At 39.2% G+C, this 19266-nt stretch carries 15 protein-coding genes and 1 pseudogene; 10 read left to right on the forward strand and 6 right to left on the reverse strand.

Going from position 1 to position 19266, the window contains the following annotated elements; all coding sequences use genetic code 11:
* Window positions 1-2 precede the first annotated feature (2 nt).
* The 7 genes from dnaX (at window position 3) to adk (ending at window position 9324) form a co-directional block, all read left to right on the forward strand.
* Window positions 3-2528, forward strand: coding sequence for a DNA polymerase III subunit gamma/tau (dnaX, locus tag I6E82_RS07720; protein WP_197103264.1), 2526 nt, complete (start codon window positions 3-5; stop codon window positions 2526-2528).
* Window positions 2529-2588: 60 nt separating this feature from the next.
* The gene (locus tag I6E82_RS07725; protein ID WP_002962306.1) at window positions 2589-2915 is read left to right on the forward strand and encodes a YbaB/EbfC family nucleoid-associated protein; all 327 of its coding nucleotides are present in this window, start codon (window positions 2589-2591) and stop codon (window positions 2913-2915) included.
* 7 nt (window positions 2916-2922) lie between these two features.
* Complete coding sequence (gene recR, locus I6E82_RS07730) at window positions 2923-3531, forward strand: recombination mediator RecR (protein WP_008165968.1); 609 nt, start codon at window positions 2923-2925, stop codon at window positions 3529-3531.
* 296 nt (window positions 3532-3827) lie between these two features.
* Window positions 3828-5729, forward strand: coding sequence for an MFS transporter (locus I6E82_RS07735; protein WP_197117405.1), 1902 nt, complete (start codon window positions 3828-3830; stop codon window positions 5727-5729).
* 4 nt (window positions 5730-5733) lie between these two features.
* Window positions 5734-6459 (forward strand): RluA family pseudouridine synthase, encoded by a 726-nt coding sequence (locus tag I6E82_RS07740; protein WP_197117407.1) that lies wholly within the window; start codon window positions 5734-5736, stop codon window positions 6457-6459.
* Between the two features lie 118 nt (window positions 6460-6577).
* Complete coding sequence (gene htpG / locus I6E82_RS07745) at window positions 6578-8491, forward strand: molecular chaperone HtpG (RefSeq protein WP_024592695.1); 1914 nt, start codon at window positions 6578-6580, stop codon at window positions 8489-8491.
* 188 nt (window positions 8492-8679) lie between these two features.
* Window positions 8680-9324: an adenylate kinase gene (gene adk / locus I6E82_RS07750; protein WP_010553395.1), complete on the forward strand. Its 645-nt coding sequence runs from the start codon at window positions 8680-8682 to the stop codon at window positions 9322-9324.
* 88 nt (window positions 9325-9412) lie between these two features.
* On the opposite strand, the gene tpx is transcribed toward adk, so the two are convergent.
* Entirely contained in the window at window positions 9413-9994 is a 582-nt protein-coding gene (gene tpx, locus I6E82_RS07755) for a thiol peroxidase (protein WP_024598337.1), read from the reverse strand.
* Between the two features lie 233 nt (window positions 9995-10227).
* Between tpx and I6E82_RS07760 the strand changes: the two genes are divergently transcribed.
* Both I6E82_RS07760 and I6E82_RS07765 read left to right on the forward strand, forming a co-directional pair.
* Entirely contained in the window at window positions 10228-11232 is a 1005-nt protein-coding gene (locus I6E82_RS07760) for a response regulator (RefSeq protein WP_007584074.1), read from the forward strand.
* 3 nt (window positions 11233-11235) lie between these two features.
* On the forward strand, window positions 11236-12207 hold the full coding sequence (locus tag I6E82_RS07765; RefSeq protein WP_024592692.1) for a sensor domain-containing diguanylate cyclase: 972 nt from the start codon (window positions 11236-11238) through the stop codon (window positions 12205-12207).
* A 98-nt stretch (window positions 12208-12305) separates the two neighbouring features.
* Here the strand turns inward: I6E82_RS07765 and I6E82_RS07770 are convergent, their stop codons facing one another.
* The 4 genes from I6E82_RS07770 to I6E82_RS07785 form a co-directional block, all read right to left on the reverse strand.
* The gene (locus I6E82_RS07770) at window positions 12306-13820 is read right to left on the reverse strand and encodes a SpoVR family protein (protein WP_197117409.1); all 1515 of its coding nucleotides are present in this window, start codon (window positions 13818-13820) and stop codon (window positions 12306-12308) included.
* Between the two features lie 19 nt (window positions 13821-13839).
* Window positions 13840-15123: a YeaH/YhbH family protein gene (locus I6E82_RS07775; protein ID WP_197117411.1), complete on the reverse strand. Its 1284-nt coding sequence runs from the start codon at window positions 15121-15123 to the stop codon at window positions 13840-13842.
* Between the two features lie 31 nt (window positions 15124-15154).
* A complete protein-coding gene (locus tag I6E82_RS07780) occupies window positions 15155-17077 on the reverse strand; it encodes a PrkA family serine protein kinase (protein ID WP_165722493.1) in 1923 nt (640 codons plus the stop codon).
* A gap of 210 nt (window positions 17078-17287) precedes the next feature.
* Window positions 17288-17869 carry a superoxide dismutase gene (locus tag I6E82_RS07785; RefSeq protein WP_002960323.1) on the reverse strand — a complete coding sequence of 194 codons (582 nt, stop codon included), beginning with the start codon at window positions 17867-17869 and terminating at the stop codon, window positions 17288-17290.
* Between the two features lie 266 nt (window positions 17870-18135).
* On the opposite strand from I6E82_RS07785, the gene I6E82_RS07790 reads away from it, so the two are divergent.
* Complete coding sequence (locus tag I6E82_RS07790; protein ID WP_004335359.1) at window positions 18136-18474, forward strand: Grx4 family monothiol glutaredoxin; 339 nt, start codon at window positions 18136-18138, stop codon at window positions 18472-18474.
* A gap of 90 nt (window positions 18475-18564) precedes the next feature.
* On the opposite strand, the pseudogene I6E82_RS07795 reads toward I6E82_RS07790, so the two are convergent.
* Window positions 18565-18843 (reverse strand): annotated as a pseudogene (locus I6E82_RS07795) (ATP-binding protein); the annotation flags it as partial.
* Window positions 18844-19266: the final 423 nt, after the last annotated feature.

Below are 19266 nucleotides of genomic sequence, written 5' to 3' on the forward strand. Positions count from 1 at the left end.
CGATGAGTTATCAGGTTCTAGCGAGAAAATGGCGTCCTCAAACCTTTCATGAATTGGTTGGGCAGTCTCATGTTAAGCAAGCGCTTGTAAATGCGCTTACACAAAATAGACTGCATCACGCTTATTTATTCACTGGAACCCGCGGTGTAGGTAAAACCACTATTGCGCGTATTTTTGCTAAAAGCTTAAATTGCGACGAAGGTATATCTGCAAATCCGTGTGGCCAATGTAGCAGCTGTTTAGATATAGAAGCAGGGCGCTACATTGACTTACTCGAAATAGATGCGGCTTCTCGTACAAAAGTAGAAGACACCCGCGAAATACTCGATAACGTTCAATATGCACCAACACGTGGACGTTATAAAGTATACCTAATCGATGAAGTTCACATGCTTTCTAAGCACAGCTTTAATGCGCTTTTGAAAACGCTTGAAGAGCCACCAGAGCATGTGAAATTTTTATTGGCGACGACCGATCCTCAAAAACTACCAGTTACTATTTTATCTCGCTGTTTACAATTCAACCTAAATGCCTTGTCGCAAAGTGAGATTAAAACACAGCTTGAACACGTACTTACTCAAGAGCAGCTTAGCTTTGATACCGATGCACTTAGCATTATTTCAAAAGCCGCTGATGGCAGTATGCGTGATGCGCTTAGCTTAACCGACCAAGCTATTGCACAAACAAATGGTGATATTAATAATCAAGCAGTACAAACAATGCTTGGTTTAATGGATACTCATTATAGCCAAAGCTTGCTTGCAGCATTACTTGCACAAGATGGCGCTGCGCTAATGGATGAGATTGCACAGGTGGCAAGTCGTAATCCTAATTATGTTGCATTGCTTGATGATTTAATTGCACTTACGCATTTGACCCAATTAACCCAGTTAGTGCCAGAAGCGGCAGGGCTAGATGAAAAAAATGTAGATTATATTGCTCATGTTGCACAACATACGAGCCCACAACAAATTCAAATTTATTATCAGTTACTGTTAAATGGTAAAAAAGATTTACAATGGGCACCAGAGCCTCGTTTAGGTTTTGAAATGATAATGCTAAGATTATTAGCATTTAAGCCTACAGACGCTCAACAAACTGTACACACAGTAAACGAAGAGCCGGCTCCAAATAAACAAAGCCGCGCAAATGCACTGCGAGATATATTAAATAAAAATAAAACATCGCAAAACACTGTAGCTAGCCAAAGTAGTGCCCCTGTAAATAATACTAAGCCAGTTAGCAATACAGAGCAGCCTAAATCCCTTGAGATAGAGCCTTTACCAAATGTTGCTGCTCAGACATCGAATAATGATGTCGTACAAAGTAATAATGAGCCTGCCCAAGTTGCAGTAGAGCAACCGGTTCAACAAAGTGAAAACGCTTTTGAACAACAGGCTTCAGCTAATGAACAACCACAAACCAATGTTGTTTCGGATGCTCAAGCCCAGCGCCAAAGTGAAGATGAAGCTTACATGCAACATAGTGATGCTGAGCAAACGTTAGCTTCGCAGTTTGACGATATAATGAGTAGCGCTGTAGATCAGGGTTTTAAACCTGCACCTACTGCAAACTCAGAGTCTTCACCAGAGCCCTTAGCAAATCACAATGCAAGTACGCCAATAGCTGAACAAGAAGCGCAGGCGCAATCTGCCATTGCTCGTATTTTACGTGACAGAAACATATCGGGTGCGGGTAGGTTATCAGGCAAGAGTACAAGTACATCTGCAAATAATGTAGCAGTGCAGCCAAGCCAAGCGCCTGCTAAAAAGCCAGAACAGCATCCAAGAATGCCTAAAGCCCAAAGTGTTCATCAAGGTAGTGCAGATACAAGTGCAAGTGAGCTTAATAGCCCTTCAGGTAATGCGTCTGGCGATATCCCTCCTTGGGAAACTGATAGCGAAGGTGAGAGTGAAAAAAAGCATGAGCTCCCAGTAACAGGGGGCCAAACTCAGGCACATAATCACTCCAACATAAAGCCAACTAGTAAGATTGATTTTAAAGCAAAGCACCAAACAATTACTGAAAATCTTGCGCCAGAATTACTTGAGCAAATAAACCCTCAAAAAGCGCCTGAAATAGTGCCAGAGGAAGTAAGTATTCCTGCCCCTGATGATTTTCAAAGCCCAATTAGTGAAATTAGATTTGCACATCAACAAGATGAATGGGCTTATTTAATTAAACGTATGGGGCTAGGTGGTCGTATGCGCCAATTTGCATTGCATTCAATATTTACCAAGCAAGGCAACAGTTTACATATAGACGTTGATGAATCACAAAAGCATTTAGATACACCGATGCTTCGCCAAAGATTAGATGCCGCATTGTCGAGTATTTATGAGCATAACGTGTCGTTAAGTATTAATTTTGCTAAGGGAGTTATTGACTCTCCTTATCTTATTCAGCAAAAAATTGATGCAGGTCGTCATCAACAAGCAATCGATGTGATCACATCTGATGAAAACATAGTACAATTTCAGCAAGTATTTAGCGCCGAAATTGACGAAAACAGTATTCAGGCATTGTAATTACTTACAATCGCCCTTATGTTCATGTTAATTAATGTATTAAAAGAAAGAGAGAAAGTTATGTTTAAAGGTGGAATGGGCAACATGATGAAGCAAGCGCAGCAAATGCAAGATCGCATGCAAAAAGCCCAAGACGAAATCGCAACATTAGAAGTTGTTGGCGAAGCCGGTGCCGGTTTAGTTAAAGTAACCATGCTTGGTAACCACAATGTACGTCGTGTTCAGCTTGATGAAAGCCTTATGGAAGACGACAAAGACATGATTGAAGACTTACTTGCAGCAGCATGTAACGATGCTGTACGCCGTGTTGCAGAAGAAACACAAGAGCGCATGGGTAAAGTAACTGGCGGTATGCAATTACCACCAGGTATGAAAATGCCGTTTTAAGTAAATAATGCAACTTTCAGATAGTTTAAATCAGCTTATAGAAGCACTGCGCTGTCAACCGGGCATTGGTCCAAAGTCAGCACAACGTATTGCTTTTCACTTGCTTGAGCGCGACCGAAAGGGAGGCACTCAGCTGGGCAATGCATTGACTAAAGCAATGACAGCCATAGGGCATTGTCAGTCTTGTCGTACTTTTTGCGAACAAGCTCAGTGCGATATTTGTTTAAGTACAAAACGCCAAGACAGCGGCATATTATGTGTTGTTGAATCGCCTACTGATGTGCTTGCCATTGAGCAAACAGGTCAGTATTTAGGGCTATACTTTGTTTTAATGGGTCATTTATCGCCAATTGACGGTATCGGCCCTAAAGAAATTGGCTTAGACGTTTTAGAGCAAAAACTTGCTCAAGGCGGTATTAATGAGGTTATTTTAGCGACTAACCCTACCGTTGAAGGCGATACTACAGCTCATTATATTGCTCAGCTTTGTCATAAATATAAAGTAGGTGCTTCGCGTATTGCTCACGGTATTCCTGTGGGGGGCGAGCTTGATTTAGTAGATGGTAGAACGCTTATGCATGCTTTTAGCGGCAGGCGTTTAGTTACACAAGACTAACTCTAAGTCACTATTTGAAAAGATTTTATAAAAGCCTACATGATTAAATTATGTAGGCTTTTTTGTTTTTAAGGTAAGCTTAGAAGCAATCTAATACCAATCCGCAATAATACTTAATCATTTTGCGGGGCTAAACGTGTCGCTACCTGCGTTAAAAAATTCCCATTTAGAACAACTAAATAGCGAATTTGTTGCCTAGCTATCAACACGTTTTTTCGCCCTCAAAATAGATCATTTAATTAAACAAATTGGTATAATATATTTTTGGGCTATGTCTCTAATTAGTAAGGAATACAATGAAAGATAATCAACCCTACCAAGGTACATTACTGGGTAGTAAGCGTTTTTTACCGCTTTTTATTACGCAGTTTTTCTCAGCGATAAACGATAACGTGTATAAGCAATCAGTGCTTATTTTATTGATATTCCAGGCTGCAACGCTTGCTGATGGCGCACTTTATTCAAATATTGCTGCTGGGTTATTTATCCTACCTTTCTTTTTATTTTCAGGAATGGCGGGGCAGCTAGCTGAAAAAACAGAAAAATCCAAACTAATCAGAATCGTAAAGCTATGTGAAATCCCTATTATGGTTGTAGGGGCTGTCTCTATTTTAACGCAGTATGTTTGGCTGATGTTAGCCACCGTATTTTTAATGGGCGTACAAAGTACGTTTTTTGGTCCATTAAAGTACTCTATTTTACCGCAGCACGTAGCCCCTAACGAATTAACAAAAGCGAATGGCTTGGTTGAATCAGGCACGTTTGTAGCAATATTAATTGGTACAATTTTTGGCACCTATTATATTACTCAATCAGTAGGGCCTACGCTTATAAGTATTGCCGTATTAGTACTGGCTGTTATGGGTTATGTGAGCAGTCGCTTTATACCCATTAGTGAGGCAAACGAGCCTAACTTAAAATTTACCTATAATATATTTTCATCCACGAAAAACGTATTTTCAGCACTTAATTCGCAAACAGAATCGGTTGGTAAATCAGTCCTCGGGATCAGTTGGTTTTGGTTAATTGGCGCAATTATTTTAACGTCCCTACCAAATTATGTAAAACACACAATGGGCGGCGATGAACTGGTTGTAACTAGCGCGCTTGTTGTGTTTTCACTAAGTATTGCTATTGGTTCGTTATTATGTGAAAAGCTTTCTCGCTCTCGAATAGAATTAGGAATTGTGCCTTTTGGCGCTATTTTAATTACCTTGTTTTTATACTTACTAAGCCAAGAGAGCGCTATTAGCTCTTATTTACCTCAAAACCTTGAATTATTGACGCTTGATCAGTTATTAAAAACAGGCGACATGTTGTGGCATTTTGTATGGATGGCAGGCATTGGTATTGGCTCTGGTTTTTATACTGTACCTCTGTATGCGCTTATTCAACAGCGTACTGAAGAGTCGAGTCGCTCACGAGTTATAGCGGCTAACAATGTATTAAATGCACTGTTTATGGTGGGCAGTGCTGTTTTAAGTATTGTAACGCTGTCTGTTTTTCAGTGGAGTATTTCAGAGTTGCTACTGTTACTTGCTGGGCTAAACTTGCTTATATCTGTTTATATTTATACCAAAGTACCAGAGTTCTTTTTACGATTTATTATATATATTTTAGCTATTTGTATGTACAGAGTGCGTACAAAAGGTGAAAGTAATATTCCAGATGAAGGCGCTGCCGTTATAGTGTGTAATCACGTGAGCTTTGTCGATTGGATGTTTATTTTAGCAGCATCACCAAGGCCTATCCGATTTATGGTATTTGCCCCTATTTATTATTCGCCAGCCCTACATTGGTTATTTAAAATGGCCAAAGCTATTCCCATTAACAGTGAAAAAACCAATCCGGAAGCGTTTAAAAAAGCGTTTGACGAAGTGGCTGCTGCGCTTAATAAAGGTGAACTTGTTGGTATTTTCCCTGAAGGAAAACTAACCAGTGACGGCTCTATCGATATTTTTCGCCGTGGAATCGAGCGCATTATTGAGCGCTCACCTGTGCCCGTTATTCCTGTGCATTTAGGGGGCTTGTGGGGAAGTATGTTTAGCCGAAAAGCTAAGTGGCAACTACCACGATTAAAATGGTCTTTGGTGTCGGTTGCAGTAGGTACCCCGATTGCCGCTGAAAAAGTAGTAGCAGACGATTTACGTGAGCAAGTATTGGCTTTAAAAGCGCTTCATTCAAAAGATATTGACTAATTTAATGGCTAACTCAATATTGGATACACCAGTAGAGTCACAAATGATTGTTGATGACTTTGTAGCGCCTAAGTGCGACGGGTTTATTGAAATATTATATCAAGATGATGATATTTTACTGATCAATAAACCCAGTGGGTTATTAAGTTTGTCTGGTAAGAATCCGCTTAACTGGGACTCAGTACATTACCGTTTAGTACATGGTCAAAAAGGGTTAACAGCCGCATTTGCTGAGGCTAAGTTACCGCATCGGTTAGATTTGGGTACATCGGGCATTATGATTGTTGGATTAAACGCCAAAGCATCAAAGCATCTTAATAAACAGTTTCAGGCGCGTACTATTCAAAAGCGTTATGTAGCCATGTTAGAGGGTAGCTTAGCTGTTGATGAAGGGCAAATTACTGCGCCAATAGCAAAAGATAAACTGCTTTTTCCGCGAGTTAAAATTTGCCAAACGATGGGCAAAGTAGCGGTGAGTGAATACAGTGTGCTTGAGCGGCTTAAACAACCGTGCAGAACCTTAGTGCAATTTACGCCCGTTACCGGACGTACCCATCAATTACGAATACACAGCCAGTTTATAGGGCACCCAATTTTAGGCTGTGATTTATATAAAAGTGCGCAAAGTGAGTACATGGGAGGACGCTTACAATTACATGCCAGCGATTTATATTTTGAACATCCAACAACAGGTGAAAAGATTCATATTAATTGTCCGCACCCATTTTAGATAAACGAGATATTCTATTTTTTCGTTTCACCTTTTTTTGATTTTTCCCTTGAAGTTCTAACACCTCACCCCATATTAAGTGCATAACGCAGACACTTTGCAAATTGGAGATATATAAATGACTGCAGCACAAAAAGAAACATTAGGCTTTCAAACAGAAGTAAAACAATTATTAAACTTAATGATTCATTCTCTTTATTCTAATAAAGAAATATTTTTACGCGAACTTGTGTCAAACGCATCAGATGCGGCAGACAAGTTACGCTTTTTAGCGCTATCTCAAGGCGACCTTTACCAAGGTGATGCCGATTTACGTGTTCGTATTAGCGCAGATAAAGAAGCAAATACAATTACCATTTCTGATAATGGTATTGGTATGACACGTGATGAAGTAATAAGCTCATTGGGTACTATTGCAAAGTCGGGTACTGCTGAGTTTTTCAAAAACTTAACGGGTGATCAAAGTAAAGATTCACAATTAATTGGTCAATTTGGTGTTGGTTTTTACTCAGCATTTATTGTTGCTGATTTAGTAACTGTTCGTACACGTAAAGCCGGTGAAACAACCGCTTACGAGTGGGAATCTCAAGGTGAAGGCGAATACACGCTTCAAGAAATTGAAAAAGAAGGTCGTGGTACCGACATTATTTTACATCTTCGTGATGAAGAAAAAGAATTTGCTGACGATTACCGCTTACGTGGCATTGTTACAAAATACTCAGACCATATTTCAACACCTGTACAAATGTTTAAAGCAGAAGTACCAGAGTCTGAAGGCGAAGACGGCGAAAAAATTCCAGCAGTACCAGGTGAGTGGGAAAGCATTAACCGTGCAACTGCATTGTGGACGCGTGATAAGTCAGAGCTTTCTGATGAAGAATACAAAGAGTTTTACAAGCACGTAAGCCACGACTGGGAAGATCCACTTAGCTGGGCACATAATAAGGTTGAGGGTAAAACTGAATACACGAGCCTTTTATACATCCCTAAAAAAGCACCTTTCGATTTATGGAACCGTGAACGTCAAAGTGGCTTAAAGCTTTACGTACAACGTGTATTTGTAATGGATGATGCTGAGCAGTTCATGCCAAGCTACCTTCGCTTTGTAAAAGGGTTACTAGATTCAAACGATTTACCTCTAAACGTATCTCGTGAAATTCTACAAGACAACAAAGTAACGCAAGCTATTCGTAAAGGGTGTACATCGCGCATTATTAAAATGCTTGAGCGTATGGCTAAAAACAAAGCTGACGATTACCAAGTATTTTGGAATGAGTTTGGCCAAGTAATGAAAGAAGGCCCAGCTGAAGATGCGGCAAATAAAGAAGCCGTATGTAAGCTACTACGTTTTTCGTCTACTCATACCGATTCAGAAACGCAAGATGTGTCGCTTGAGCAATATGTTGAACGCATGAACGAAGACCAAGACAAAATTTACTATGTAGTAGCTGATACATTTACTTCTGCGAAAAATTCTCCTCATTTAGAGATTTTCCGCAAAAAAGGGATTGAAGTATTGTTACTAAGTGACCGTGTTGACGAGTGGATGATGAGCCACTTAACTGAATTTGCTGATAAGCAGCTACAGTCAATCACACGTGGTGATTTAGATTTAGGTAAGCTGGACGACGAAGAAACTAAAAAAGCACAAGAAGAGTCTGAAAAAGAAATGGCAGGCCTTGTTGAGCGTATTAAAACAGCACTAGGTGATGACGTTAAAGAAGTGCGCTTTACGCACCGCTTAACAGATTCTCCAGCATGTGTTGTAAGCGACGACAACGACATGAGCTCACAAATGCAAAAGCTAATGGAATCTGTTGGTCAAGCAGCCCCTGAAGCAAAGCCTGTGTTTGAGCTAAACCCAGAGCATCAACTTGTTAAGCATTTGAATGACGAACAAGATGAAGATAAATTTTCACAGTGGTCACATGTTTTATTAGACCAAGCATTACTTGCAGAGCGCGGTACACTTAAAGATCCAACAGGATTTGTTACTCGCCTAAACAAACTAATGCTTGAACTAAGCAAGTAGTCAGTTAACTATTTAGTTAATAAAAGTATAAATTATATACTTTAAATAAAAGGGAACGTATGTTCCCTTTTTTAATGCGCTGTAAATACATCAACAACTCATCAATTAGTATAAGTTGCTTGAGTATCGGCGGCGCTTGTGGAAGAATTCAGGCTTTAAAATAAATATCCATACTAGGGGACAATAATATGCGCATTATTCTTTTGGGCGCGCCGGGTGCAGGTAAAGGTACTCAAGCTCAGTTTTTAATGGACAAATACGGTATTCCACAAATTTCTACTGGCGACATGTTACGTGCAGCAATTAAAGAGGGCACGCCATTAGGCTTAGAAGCAAAAAAAGTAATGGATGCTGGTCAACTAATTTCTGACGATATTATTATTGGTTTAGTAAAAGAGCGTATTACTAAAGCTGATTGTGAGAAAGGTTTTTTACTTGATGGCTTCCCACGCACAATTCCTCAAGCTGATGCGATGAAAGAAAATGGCGTAGTGGTTGATCACGTTATTGAATTTGACGTGGCTGACGAAGTGATTGTTGAACGTATGGGCGGACGTCGCGTTCATCCTGGTTCTGGTCGTGTTTACCATATTGTATATAATCCACCAAAAGTGGAAGGTAAAGACAACGAAACTGGGGAAGACTTAATTGTTCGCGCTGATGATACTGAAGAAACAGTACGTAAACGTTTAGGTATTTATCACGAGCAAACTATGCCATTAGTTGATTACTACCAAGCAGAAGCTGCTGCTGGTAATACTCAATACCACAAACTAGATGGTACACAAGCTGTTGAAGCTGTAAGTTCACAACTTGGTGAGCTTTTAGGTTAATTATAAAAGCACATTAAAAAACCGCCAATTGGCGGTTTTTTGTTTTAAGGCTGTTTAGCATTGCTTAATCAGTGCTATTTAATCGGCTTTACAACGTTTTAAGTTTCTCAATTACGCTGTTGTATTCTGGTTCAGTTGAAAGGCTACTAACTAATTGTTTATAAATGACGTTATGGCTTTCATCTAAAATAAATACAGTTCGCGTTAATAAGCCCATATCTTTAATAATTAATCCGTATTTTTGGCCAAAATCGCGCCAAACAGAATCTGATAACGTAGTGATTTTATCAATATTTTCAGCTTTGCAAAAACGCTTTTGAGCAAATGGTAAATCAGCACTAATTGTTAGCATTACAACACTTGGAAATTGCGAGGCTACTTTTTCATTAAAATGCTTAGTTTGCAGGCTACAAATACCTGTATCAAGACTTGGCACTACACTTATCAATACAGCTTGGCCTTTGTAATCCTCAAGCGTTACAGGGATGAAGTTGTCATCAACTACTTTGAAATTTGGCGCGCTATCTCCAACAGAGATCCCTTTGCCTAATAAAGTGACTGGTTTGCCTTGTGCAGATACTTTTCCTATGTCTAGCGTGTTTTCTGGGTAATCGGCTGCAATAGCCACAGAGCAAAATGCGCTCAAAGCAAAGGTAAGTGAACGTAACATAAGGTATTTCCTTTTAAATTAACGCAATGGGCGTCAGTGTATTATACTGCGCTATAGTAACCAAGAGATTATACCGCTCTGATGAAGTTGGGATTAGTTCTGCAATATAAAAATTGTAACTGTGCTAAACTTTGATTAACATGAAGTTACAAAATATATCTTCAATAATAAAAATAAAAACCATCATAAAATGATTTTAATGCTCATTACTGGTTTAGAAACAGAGAGATAATATGTCAACATCGGTACTAATATGTGATGACTCAAAATTAGCTAGGCGTCAGCTAGCTCGTTCATTACCTGAAGATTGGGATATTAAAGTTGAATTTGCACTCGACGGCGTTGATTGCATAAAGCAAATAAAGTTAATTGAACCAGAAATACTTTTTCTCGATTTAAACATGCCTGAAATGGATGGGTATGAAGTATTAATCGCTATGAAAGAACAGGGGCTAAACATACTCACTGTTGTTGTCTCTGGTGATATACAGCCAAGTGCACATCAAAGAGTGCTTGAACTTGGTGCTATCGATTTTATTCAAAAACCATGTTCCCCCGAAAAACTAGCCAGCATAATTGAACACCATGGGATTAAAGATAAAGCCATGCGTGAACGTCTCTCTCATTCGCTAGGAGAGCAAGTCGACCCTGATGTTCGGGATATATACCAAGAGCTAACTAACGTTGCTATGGGACAGGCTGGGGATTTACTTGCACGCCTTCTTAATGTGTTCGTAGAGCTACCAATTCCTAATGTGAATATTTTGGAAGTTAATGAACTCGATATGGCGCTGCAGTCTATAGATAATAATGCAGCTACATCGGGTGTGTGCCAGGGCTTTATTGGCGGTGGCATTTCGGGCGAGGCGCTATTACTTTTAAATGATTCAAGCTTTAAAGAAATAGCTTCTTTGATGAATTATGACGGCGAGTTAAACGATAAAATTGAACTTGAGCTGCTTATGGATATTAGTAATATTTTGATAGGCGCTATTTTAACGGGTCTTTCAAAACAGCTCGATATGTCATTTAGCCAAGGGCACCCCATAGTACTTGGCCAACACAGAGATGTGTCTGAGCTGGTTAAATCAAACAAGTCACGTTGGCAACGTACCCTTGCTATAGAGATTAGTTACGGTATTGAAAACCATGATATAAATTGCGACCTCATGCTGTTATTTACTGAAGATTCACTTAAAACTTTGAAGTATAAAGTTGCTTACCTATTAGAAGATTAAGTTATGGCTGCAGATTTAGAAATGAATGAGATCCATTGGCTTATGGATATGTTTAATACCGTTGATGTAGGCCTTGTAGTACTTGATAGAGATTATAAGGTGTGTGTATGGAATGGTTTTATGGAAAACCATTCAGGGCTTCTACCAAGCGCAGTAAAAGATAAAGACCTATTTGATTTATTTCCAGCAATAGACGAAAAATGGTTTAGAAGTAAATCAGAATCGGTTTTTGTTTTAAAAAACCGCTCTTTTACGATTTGGGAGCAGCAGCCATACATTTTTAGGTTTAAAAATTATCGACCTATTACTGGTAAAGCTGATTACATGTATCAAAATGCGACATTTATCCCTCTTACAAATACGATGGGCGAAGTTAGCCATATTTGTATTATTTTGTATGATGTAACGGATGTCGCGGTAAATAAAAAAGAGCTTGAAGAGTTAAACAAAAAATTAGAACAAGTGAGTCAAACAGATAGCTTAACGCAGCTTGCAAACCGTGGACACTGGGAAGGTACGCTACGCCAAGAGTTTTTAAGAGTTAAGCGAAGTGGTGGCTGTAGTACGTTATTAATGTTTGATATTGACCACTTTAAAAAAATAAATGATGAATATGGCCATAGCTGTGGTGATGAATCGCTTCGTCATTTATCTAACTTACTACGTACGACGCTGCGCGAAACGGATGTTGCAGGGCGTTATGGCGGTGAAGAGTTTGCAGTAACATTACTTGATACAGATAAAGAAGGCGCTTTTGTATTTGCTGAGCGTTTAAGGGTATTGATTGAAACTAACCCTGTGAAGTATAAACACTTTGAAATAACAATGACGGTAAGTATAGGGCTGGCTGGTAGCAGTAATGATTTTAAAAATCATGAGCGCTGGATAGAGGCTGCAGATAAAGCACTGTACCAATCTAAAAATACAGGGCGAAATAAAGTAATAGCCTACGAAGATATAAAAAATGACGCTTAAGCGTCATTTTTTATATCCAGAATTTAGGGTTAAATAATACCGTGTTTTTATAACCTGCTGAGCAAACCCAATCAGTATGAAAATTTTATTGCTCTTCATTATTGTGTTGTGTGTCGAGAGTCATCTATTGGGCATTGACCAATCATTGAAACCTCACCAGAATTTGACTCTTGCTCTAGTTTTACTTTAAAGCCCCATAATCTGTAAAGATGCTTAAGCACTTCTTCGTGCGAGTTTGCTAAAGGAATATTGTTATGGGGTACATAGCGTAGGGTTAGTGAACGGTCACCTCTAATATCAACGTCATATACTTGAATGTTAGGCTCATGATTACTCAAGTTGTACTGCGCTGAGAGTGCTTCTCTCACTGCTTTATAGCCGTTGTCGTTATGTATTGCGCCAATTTCTAAATGGGGATTATTAGTATGGTCAATAATAGTAAATAATTTAAAATCACGAATTAACTTAGGCGATAAAAACTGGCTAATAAAACTCTCATCTTTAAAGTTTTCCATTGCAAAATGCAGTGTATCTAGCCAATTACTGCCTGCATATTCAGGAAACCAGCGTTTATCTTCTTGTGTTGGGTGCTCACATATTCTGCGAATATCAACCATCATATTAAAGCCTAAAGCATATGGGTTAATGCCTGAATAATACTTACTGTTATAAGGTGGCTGATAAACTACGTTGGTGTGGCTTTGTAAAAATTCTAACATAAACGAGTCGGTGAGTTTTCCCTCATCATATAAGTGATTAAGGATGGTGTAATGCCAAAAAGTTGCCCAACCTTCATTCATTACTTGAGTTTGTTTTTGTGGGTAAAAGTATTGCGAAATTTTACGAACAATACGTATAACTTCACGTTGCCAAGAGTCGAGTAATGGGGCATTTTTTTCAATAAAATACAAAATATTTTCTTGAGGTTCAGAAGGAAAATGGCGTACTTTCTTTTTGGTTTCTTGCTGTTGCTCGGGAATAGTTCGCCATAATTCGTTTACTTGCGATTGAAGGTAGTCTTCACGCTCTTGTTGGCGTTTTTGCTCTTCAAATAGCGATATTTGTTGTGGACGTTTGTAGCGATCGACTCCGTAATTCATTAATGCATGACATGAGTCGAGTAGGGCTTCTACTTGTGTAATACCGTGTTTTTCTTCACAGCGGCTTATGTAGTTTTTAGCAAATACCAAGTAATCAATAATTGAACCTGCATCTGTCCAGGTTTTAAATAAGTAATTACCTTTAAAAAATGAGTTATGTCCGTAACATGCATGTGCCATTACAAGCGCTTGCATAGGTAGGGTGTTTTCTTCCATTAAGTACGCAATACAAGGGTCCGAATTTATCACTATTTCGTAAGCGAGACCCATTTGTCCGCGCTTATAATTTTGCTCTGTTTGGATGAATTTCTTACCGTAAGACCAATGACTGTAGCCAATAGGCATACCAACGCTTGAATAAGCATCCATCATTTGCTCTGCGGTTATCACTTCAATTTGATTAGGGTATGTGTCTAACCTGTAGTGAGCTGCAACACGGGCAATTTCACTTTGGTACTCATCTAATAAATCAAAGGTCCAATCTGGGCCATCACTCATTCGTTTATCATTCATAATGCTACCTCGCTTTAGGCTATGCAGAGTTTTGCTGCTGACGACCTTTTTTAAATAGCTCCCTAAAAATTGGGTAGATATCTTCAACGCTTTGAATATGCTGTATGGCGAAATTATTATGGCTGTGTGTTATGGATTCATATTCGCGCCATAGGCTTTGATGGGCACGAGTGGTTATTTCAATATAAGCAAAATAGCGTACTGCGCTTAAGAGCTTATTAAGTAAAATTTCACCACACTGCGGGGTGTCGTCCGCCCAGTTATCGCCATCAGAGGCTTGTGCGGCGTATACATTCCACTCGTTTGCGTGATAACGCTCTTTTATTATTTCGTTCATTAATTTAAGTGCGCTTGAAACAATAGTGCCGCCAGTTTCTTGAGAATAAAAAAACTCTTGCTCGTCTACTTCTTTTGCTTGTGTGTGGTGGCGAATATAAACAACGTCTATGTCTTTATAGCTGCGTGTTAAAAATTGATAGAGCAAAATATAAAACCGTTTTGCCATGTCTTTTGTTGGCTGATCCATTGAGCCTGACACATCCATAATACAAAACATCACCGCTTTGCTGGTGGGATGAGGGCGTTTTTCGTAATTACGAAAACGTAAATCGTAGTTATCAATAAATGGAACCGACTTAATTTGCACTTTTAATGCTGCAATTTCTTTTTGTAATAAAGCAATTGCTGCTTTATCGTTATGTGGACCAGCAAGCAGCAGAGCAAGTTGTTCTTCGAGCTCTTTTAAACGGCGTTTTTTACCTGCACTCATGGCAACACGCCGTGCAAGCGAGCCTTGTAATGAGCGGACAATATCAATATTGCTAGGTATACCATCACTACAAAACCCTGCGCGATGGGTTTTCATTTGCACTAACTTATCAAGCTGGTTTTCTTGTAAGTTGGGGAGCTCTAAATCTTCAAACAGTAAATCAAGGTATTCATCTTTTGATATTGAAAATACAAACTCATCTTGTCCTTCGCCCGAATCGCTGGCGTCACCTTCACCGGCACCGCCGCCTTGTCCGCCTTTAGGGCGCTCAATTTTATCACCTGTAGAAAATTGATCGTTGCCTGGGTGAATTTGTTCTCTATTCCCGCCTTGCCCTTGATGAAATGTAGGTTCGCTGATATCGCGCTGTGGAATAGAAATACTCTCACCAGAGCTTGAATCTGTAACGCTGCGCTTGTTAATCGCATCTGAAACCGCTTCTTTAATTTGCTTTTTATAGCGCCTAATAAAGCGCTGGCGATTAAGCGTACTTTTGTTTTTACCGTTTAAACGCCTATCTATAAAATGCGCCATATTGACCTCCTATATACTACGACTATGAAGGTTATTGCGATTTTCTAACCCGTAAATACCACTCAGAAAGCAAGCGAACTTGTTTTTGTGTATAGCCTTTTTCGACCATACGGTTCACAAAGTCTTCGTGCTTTTGCTGATCCTCTGCAGACGTTTTAGTATTAAACGAAATAACAGGGAGTAAATCTTCGGTATTAGAGAACATTTTTTTCTCAATCACCGTGCGTAGTTTTTCGTAGCTTGTCCATAGTGGGTTTTTACCGTTGTTATGCGCACGGGCACGCAATACAAAGTTCACTATTTCATTACGGAAATCTTTAGGGTTAGAAATACCTGCTGGCTTTTCTATTTTTTCAAGTTCGGCATTAAGTGCCTCGCGGTCAAATAGTTGTCCCGTATCAGGGTCGCGATATTCTTGGTCTTGTATCCAAAAGTCTGCATAAATAACATAACGGTCAAAAATGTTTTGTCCGTATTCTGAATACGATTCTAAATAAGCGGTTTGCAGTTCTTTACCTATAAACTCTACATATTGCGGAATTAAATAGCCTTTTAGAAAGCTTAAATAACGCTCTTCTATTTCGCTTGAAAATTGTTCGCGCTCTATTTGTTGCTCAAGTACATAAAATAAGTGCACTGGGTTTGCGGCAACCTCTGTGGTATCAAAGTTAAACACGCGGGATAAAATTTTAAACGCAAAGCGAGTAGAGAGCCCCGTCATACCTTCATCAACACCTGCGTAATCACGATACTCTTGATACGATTTTGCTTTAGGGTCGGTGTCTTTTAGAGTTTCGCCATCGTATACCCGCATTTTAGAATAAATACTTGAATTTTCTGGCTCTTTTAAACGTGATAGCGTCGTAAATTGCGCCAATGTTTTAAGTGTACCCGGCGCGCATGGCGCGTTGTATAGCTCGCTGTGCTCAAGTAATTTGTCGTAAATTTTAATTTCTTCAGTTACACGTAAGCAGTAAGGTACTTTTACAATATAAACACGGTCTAAAAATGCTTCGTTGTTTTTATTGTTTTTAAAGGTTTGCCACTCAGACTCATTAGAGTGAGCGAGGATCATGCCATTAAAAGGCAGAGCACTAATGCCTTCTGTGCCGTTATAGTTACCTTCTTGGGTTGCGGTAAGTAAAGGATGCAGCACTTTAATAGGCGCTTTAAACATTTCTACAAATTCCATCAGCCCTTGGTTAGCTAAACATAAAGAGCCAGAGTAGGCGTATGCATCAGGATCGTTTTGAGCAAAGTGCTCAAGCTGGCGAATATCGACCTTACCCACTAGCGCCGAAATATCTTGGTTGTTTTCATCTCCAGGTTCGGTTTTGGCAATGCCTATTTGGTTTAAAATTGAGGGGTAGCGCTTAACCACTCTAAACTGGCTAATATCACCATTGAATTCTTTTAAGCGTTTGCCAGCCCAAGGGGACATAATGGTTTTTAAGTAGCGCGGTTTAATACCGTATTCTTGCTTAAGTACCTCGGCGTCCTCTATTGGGTCAAATAATGCAAGAGGATGGTCGTTTACCGGAGAGCCTTTAATTGAATAAATAGGCACTTGTTGCATTAAATATTTTAGTTTTTCGGCAATGGATGATTTACCCCCACCAACAGGTCCAAGTAAATAAAGCACTTGTTTGCATTCTTCAAGCCCTTGGGCGGCGTGTTTTAAATAAGAGACTATTTGCTCAATGGCGTCTTCCATACCATAAAAATCAGCAAAGGCAGGGTAGCGCGCAACTACTCTATTAGAAAATAACCGGCTTAGTCGTGCATCCGTTGCGGTATCTACCATGTTTGGTTCGCCAATTGCCATGAGTAGGCGTTCTGGTGCGCTGGCGTAGGCAGACTTATCGGTTTTACAAATCTCAAGAAATTCAGCGATACTGTATTCTTCTTCCTGTGCCGCTTCGTATCGTGCTTGGTAATGCTCAAAAATCGTCATAATAACCTCCGAAACCCGCTGTAAAAAGGTGCTTACATTTTAAAGTCTAGTCACGAATTTGTATTTTTGTGCAATAAAATTAAAAATTTAAGTGAAAAAAGATCATGTTACTAAAAGTGTTTTATTAAATGATGAGGCGCTTAGGTGTGATAAACAAGAAACAAAAAAAGACGCCTAAGCGTCTTTTTTACATTAGCGTTTAAAGGCTAATTAAGCGAAGTTAGCGTTCGCGAATTCCCAGTTAACAAGCGACCAAAAACCTTTAAGGTAATCTGGACGAACGTTACGGTAATCAATGTAGTAAGCGTGTTCCCATAAATCCACTGTAAGGATTGGAGTAACGCCATCATCAGTTAATGGTGTAGCAGCGTTAGATGTATTAACGATGTCTAGTGAACCATCAGCAAGCTTAACTAACCACGTCCAGCTTGAACCAAAGTTATTTACTGCTTTGTCATTTAATGCATCTTTAAACGCATCAAAAGAACCCCATTTGGCGTTGATTGCATCAGCAACTGCGCCAGTAGGCTCGCCGCCGCCGTTTGGAGATAAGCTGTTCCAGTAAAAAGTATGGTTCCAGATTTGTGCTGCGTTGTTAAATACGCCGCCTTCTGATGAACATACGATCTCTTCTAGAGATTTGTTTTCAAACTCAGTACCAGGGATTAAACCATTAAGCTTAACCACGTAAGTGTTGTGGTGTTTGCCATGGTGAAACTCTAGTGTTTCTTTTGAAATATGTGGCTCAAGTGCGTCGATTGCATATGGTAGTGACGGTAGTTCAAATGCCATTTTTTTATCTCCATCTTCTTTGGTTGATAGTCCATTTGGTAATACGTAATGCCTGTTGAAACAGAGCAGTTACCTATACCAAGCGGTAATATAGTGTTACTATAATTGTTGAGTATTTTACTCAAGTTTAAGCAAACAGCAATGCTATTGCGAAAGACTATTTCAATTGCGGCTTTATTTGCCCATATTAAGTTATATATTTGTGGTCACGATGAGTTATTTTCAAGACCTAAATATATTTAGCTATCGTTACTTTGAGGTTGTAGATGGAAACCATTGATAAAATTAAACAGCAAATTTCAGAAAACCCAATAATCCTTTTCATGAAAGGGTCACCAAAATTACCTAATTGTGGTTTTTCTTCACAAGCATCGCAAGCGTTAATGTCATGTGGTGAACCATTTGCATACGTTGATATTTTACTTAACCCAGACATTCGTGCTGAGCTTCCAGCATACGCAAATTGGCCAACATTCCCACAACTTTGGGTAGATGGCGAGTTAGTTGGTGGTTGTGACATTATTATCGAAATGTTTCAACGCGGTGAATTACAGCCGTTAATTACAGAAACTGCTGCTAAATATAAAGAAGCTGACGCAGAGTAATTTTATTACTCAACCTGCTATCAGGTTATTAAGCTCTTTAAACACAAAGCCACTTTTTAAGTGGCTTTGTTGTTTTTAATTTTTGTGAATTTACGAATAAGGAAGGCTCACTTGTACGTTTAAGCCGCCCTCTATTTTGTTATGTAAACTTATATGCCCCTGGTGCGCTTCTGCTATTTCTCTGCATAAGGCTAGCCCTAAACCACTCCCCGTACTTTTTGTAGAATAAAAGGGCACTAAAGCATTTGCCATTACTTGCTCGCTCATTCCTTTGCCACAGTCGCTCACATTTATAACACAAGCTTGGGGTACAAATTCGACCTGAATATGTATTTCATTGGCGTTGGAGCCTGACTCGTGTGAATTTTTATTTCGTAGCTGATAATTCGTATTACTTTTTTCTATATAAGTAGAGACTCCTGTTGCTTTAATTCATTTATCAACTCAGAACTTTATAATAGGGCAAGCGTATTGCCAGACTTTACGTTTAAATTTGTAACTCCCTTCTGGGCTATATATTTTAGGCGTTTTGCTTTCTAGACTTTAAAGTTTATGCCTACATCGGACATAGTTTTAAATAAAAATTCACTATTAACTTACAAAAAATGACATGAACTTTCATAACTATACTAATGAGCAGCAATAATCGGGGATGTTAAGCCATTAAAGTAATGAAATAGCATAAAACTATCTAAATGTTAACTGAATAGCCCCTCTAGCGCTGAATACTTATTCACTTTCGGTTGTCTTTACGTTTACGTAAGCTGGCACGCTGAGGGCTCGTGTTTTTTA

Origin of the sequence: Pseudoalteromonas sp. NZS11 (genome assembly GCF_015864765.1) — a bacterium.
GTDB lineage: Bacteria > Pseudomonadota > Gammaproteobacteria > Enterobacterales > Alteromonadaceae > Pseudoalteromonas > Pseudoalteromonas arctica.

Coding starts and splice junctions, on each gene's coding strand:
- dnaX (WP_197103264.1), top strand. CDS start 3: ATGAGTTATCAGGTTCTAGCGAGAAAATGGCGTCCTCAAACCTTTCAT.
- I6E82_RS07725 (WP_002962306.1), top strand. CDS start 2,589: ATGTTTAAAGGTGGAATGGGCAACATGATGAAGCAAGCGCAGCAAATG.
- recR (WP_008165968.1), top strand. CDS start 2,923: ATGCAACTTTCAGATAGTTTAAATCAGCTTATAGAAGCACTGCGCTGT.
- I6E82_RS07735 (WP_197117405.1), top strand. CDS start 3,828: ATGAAAGATAATCAACCCTACCAAGGTACATTACTGGGTAGTAAGCGT.
- I6E82_RS07740 (WP_197117407.1), top strand. CDS start 5,734: ATGGCTAACTCAATATTGGATACACCAGTAGAGTCACAAATGATTGTT.
- htpG (WP_024592695.1), top strand. CDS start 6,578: ATGACTGCAGCACAAAAAGAAACATTAGGCTTTCAAACAGAAGTAAAA.
- adk (WP_010553395.1), top strand. CDS start 8,680: ATGCGCATTATTCTTTTGGGCGCGCCGGGTGCAGGTAAAGGTACTCAA.
- tpx (WP_024598337.1), bottom strand. CDS start 9,994: ATGTTACGTTCACTTACCTTTGCTTTGAGCGCATTTTGCTCTGTGGCT.
- I6E82_RS07760 (WP_007584074.1), top strand. CDS start 10,228: ATGTCAACATCGGTACTAATATGTGATGACTCAAAATTAGCTAGGCGT.
- I6E82_RS07765 (WP_024592692.1), top strand. CDS start 11,236: ATGGCTGCAGATTTAGAAATGAATGAGATCCATTGGCTTATGGATATG.
- I6E82_RS07770 (WP_197117409.1), bottom strand. CDS start 13,820: ATGAATGATAAACGAATGAGTGATGGCCCAGATTGGACCTTTGATTTA.
- I6E82_RS07775 (WP_197117411.1), bottom strand. CDS start 15,123: ATGGCGCATTTTATAGATAGGCGTTTAAACGGTAAAAACAAAAGTACG.
- I6E82_RS07780 (WP_165722493.1), bottom strand. CDS start 17,077: ATGACGATTTTTGAGCATTACCAAGCACGATACGAAGCGGCACAGGAA.
- I6E82_RS07785 (WP_002960323.1), bottom strand. CDS start 17,869: ATGGCATTTGAACTACCGTCACTACCATATGCAATCGACGCACTTGAG.
- I6E82_RS07790 (WP_004335359.1), top strand. CDS start 18,136: ATGGAAACCATTGATAAAATTAAACAGCAAATTTCAGAAAACCCAATA.